General features: G+C 37.8%; 4 protein-coding genes. All 4 read left to right on the top strand.

All coding sequences use genetic code 11. The features are described from left to right. The first annotated feature begins 270 nt into the window (after window positions 1-270). On the top strand, window positions 271-1,914 hold the full coding sequence (locus tag GX654_05835) for a hypothetical protein (protein ID NLD36375.1): 1,644 nt from the start codon (window positions 271-273) through the stop codon (window positions 1,912-1,914). 40 nt (window positions 1,915-1,954) lie between these two features. Continuing rightward, window positions 1,955-2,230 (top strand): STAS domain-containing protein, encoded by a 276-nt coding sequence (locus GX654_05830; GenBank protein ID NLD36374.1) that lies wholly within the window; start codon window positions 1,955-1,957, stop codon window positions 2,228-2,230. A gap of 13 nt (window positions 2,231-2,243) precedes the next feature. Continuing rightward, entirely contained in the window at window positions 2,244-2,612 is a 369-nt protein-coding gene (locus GX654_05825; GenBank protein NLD36373.1) for a response regulator, read from the top strand. A gap of 61 nt (window positions 2,613-2,673) precedes the next feature. Further along, the coding region (locus GX654_05820) for a hypothetical protein (protein NLD36372.1) at window positions 2,674-3,110 on the top strand (437 nt) is incomplete at its 3' end.

The following is a 3,110-nucleotide window of genomic DNA, read 5'->3' as shown; positions in this document are numbered from 1 at the left end:
TCTCTTTGTATCGTGCCATCTATCGCTCCGCTGGAAAGATCGTTGAAGGATGATTGCACTTTATCATATCCAGCGGTTCATTCAATAATTTTTCAATACCTTTAGTACTTTTTCGACAGCTTCAACACTCTAGTTAACACCCAAAATATAATAGCGCTTCTTGAGGAGATATCTGTCGAAAATGAGCCCACATTTATAAAGCTGGGTGAGAATCTCCAGAAATTATACTCAGACGCAAAAGGACTTACAGAGCTTACCCGAGAAATAGCAATGCTGCTAGATGGGTCATCCAAAGAAAATATACTTGGTAATATCGGATCATTTACAAGAGTATCTTTATCCAGGCTGAACACCTGCCGGGAGGATGTGATTAGTATACTGCCAAAGGTTGAAACATATTCAACAAATCTGAAACGCCTTAATGATATGATCCCGGTAATCAAAAATATCGCTAAAAAACTGAACATTGTTGCCCTTCATATTGCCATTGAAACCAGCAGAAACAGAGAATCTGAGGAGATGTTCAGCTTTTTTGTCCAGGAGATAAGAGAGCTTGCTGACAGGGTTAATGCTATCTCTGTAAAAATAAGGGAAGAGGCCGAAAATGAAAAATCTAAACAAATTTCGGATTCAAATAGTTATACAGAAAAAAAAGATCGCATAAACACCCTTGCAGACCATGCGCATCATTCAGTTGAAGAAAATATTAGTGAAATTGAGAATCTGGTAACAATATCCCTCAATGCCATGAGGAATGCAGAAACACGTTCAAAAAAATTATATTCTCTCGTTGGTGAGATTGTCGTCGCCATTCAGTTTCATGATATTACCCGTCAACAGATAGAACACGTAATTCAATCCCTTGGAGAAATCGGGCCACTTTTAAAGGCAGATAAAAATAACGAAACAGCATTTTCTGAAAATCAGAGTAACAACCTTGTAAAAGCCTACACTTTGTTCACATTGCAGACCGAACAAATAACCCAGGTAATCAAAGAGATAAATAGTTCATATAAGAAGATTCGACAATCCTTCATTGAAATAAATAATGTTATACAAGGCCTGGTTAATGAAATGATTGATCTATGCCAAAACACCGAACATTCTGGCTCTGATATTAATCCTTTTCAAAAACTTACTACCGGTCTTAATAATCTCGATAAAATTATGTCGCAAGGCAAAGAAATAGCAGAGATGATTGATTCGAATCTGAAACAGTCTGCTGAAACAGCCCAGCATATGGCAGGCCAGCTCAATCAGATGAATGACATAAGCTCTAATCTGCATATTAAGGCAATAAATGCCCTTATAATGTCCAAACGGCTGGGTTCCAATGGTAAGACCCTGTCTGTGCTTGCAGAGGATGTTACCGAGGTTTCTCTTGAATCAAATGAGTTTGTACTTGATGTTGTAGAGATCCTCAAGGCTATAGAGGATCTTTCATCAAACTTTTCAGGCGTTTCCATTCAGGAGGAAGCAGGTAATGATAATAGCGCAATAGAAGCAACACCTTCATCAGGAATTGATATGATAGCCGATGTTTATGCAGATTATCTTGCCAAATCAAAACTATCAATTGAACGCTCGAAAGAGCTTAAAAATAAAATTACCCTACTTGAGTCTGATATTAATTTTTTCAATAAAATAGAAAGCTCGCTTACATATCAAAAGGATATGATTGCCCAGATGATGAAAAGCATCAGACCTTTCATAACTGAAGAGGGTCTTGCTAATGATGAACTGGAGTATCTACGAAACAGATATACCATGGAAATTGAAAGGGGAATCCATGAAAAGGCTCTTGGTAAAAATAAATCATTACAATATGACACTCGAGAATCACAAAGGGAAAAGACTGGTTCTACCGAAGCGGATGACGCTGACTATATAGCCGATAATGTAGAACTCTTCTGACCCTTAAACTATGATTCTTAACATGGGGAGAAAAAAAGATATGAACAATAAAAACAGGGAAATTGGATCATCTCTAACAGTATATAACATCGCCGAATTACATGTTAAATTTCAGGAATTAATAAACAATGCCGACAGGATTGATATTGATTTGAGCAATATAACAGATTGTGACACTTCGGGAATACAATTACTCTATTCGCTAAAGAAGAGCTGTCTTGAAAAAAATAAAGAGATATCAATTACAAATCCTTCGGCTGCTGTCAATGAGGCGCTCAACAGGATATCAATAACATGGGATGTATTTTTCAAATAAATTGGAGAAACAGATGTCGAAAGTAATAATGGCAGTAGACGACTCAACCAGTATAAGGCAGATGGTCGGATTCATCTTAAAAGATGCAGGGTTCGAAGTCATTGAGGCTGTAGATGGACAGGATGCAGTCAATCACCTCCTGAAAAATTCAGGTATAGATATGATTATCACTGATCTCAATATGCCAAACATGGATGGCATAGAACTTATTAAACAGGCGCGCGCCATGCCAAAATATAAATATATACCTATAGTGATGTTAACAACCGAATCACAGGATAACAAGAAACAGGCCGGAAAGGCAGCAGGCGCAACAGGATGGATAGTAAAACCCTTTCAACCGGAACAGCTTCTGGCAGTTATCAGGAAGGTGCTTAGATGATCAATAACGATTTAACAACATGTGTTTCATATTAATGCTGTGAACTTCAAAAGGTGAAAATATGAACGAAACAAATTTCAACGATATTTTTCGGCAGGAAGCTGATGAACTGCTTTTTGAAATAGAAGAGGCCGTTCTTGAAATTGAAGAAAACCCGGACGACATAGAGGCTATTAACCGAATTTTCAGGGCTGTGCATACCATTAAGGGGTCAGGAGGAATGCTTGGCTTTACCAAGGTAGCACAATTTACCCATGTACTTGAAACTGTCCTAGACAGGCTAAGAGAAGGGGATTTACCTGTAACAAAAGATCTGATAAATCTCATCCTCAGATCAAGAGATCATGTCAAATCATTAATCGATTCTACCTCCGGTGCCGGTGCAATAGACCCTGACCAGGAAGAGATCCTTTTAACTCAACTGAACGACTTAATTCAAATAAACGAAGACAAAAATACCCGGAATGATTCTGGAAATACTATGGAAGAGAACCTATC

Source organism: Desulfatiglans sp., assembly GCA_012513605.1.
GTDB lineage: Bacteria > Desulfobacterota > DSM-4660 > Desulfatiglandales > HGW-15 > JAAZBV01.
This window is presented reverse-complemented; position numbering and strand designations above follow the sequence as displayed.

Bases quoted from the DNA above. Each gene is read 5' to 3' on its own strand.
- GX654_05825 (NLD36373.1), top strand. From the start codon at position 2,244: ATGTCGAAAGTAATAATGGCAGTAGACGACTCAACCAGTATAAGGCAG.
- GX654_05835 (NLD36375.1), top strand. From the start codon at position 271: ATGCTGCTAGATGGGTCATCCAAAGAAAATATACTTGGTAATATCGGA.
- GX654_05830 (NLD36374.1), top strand. From the start codon at position 1,955: ATGAACAATAAAAACAGGGAAATTGGATCATCTCTAACAGTATATAAC.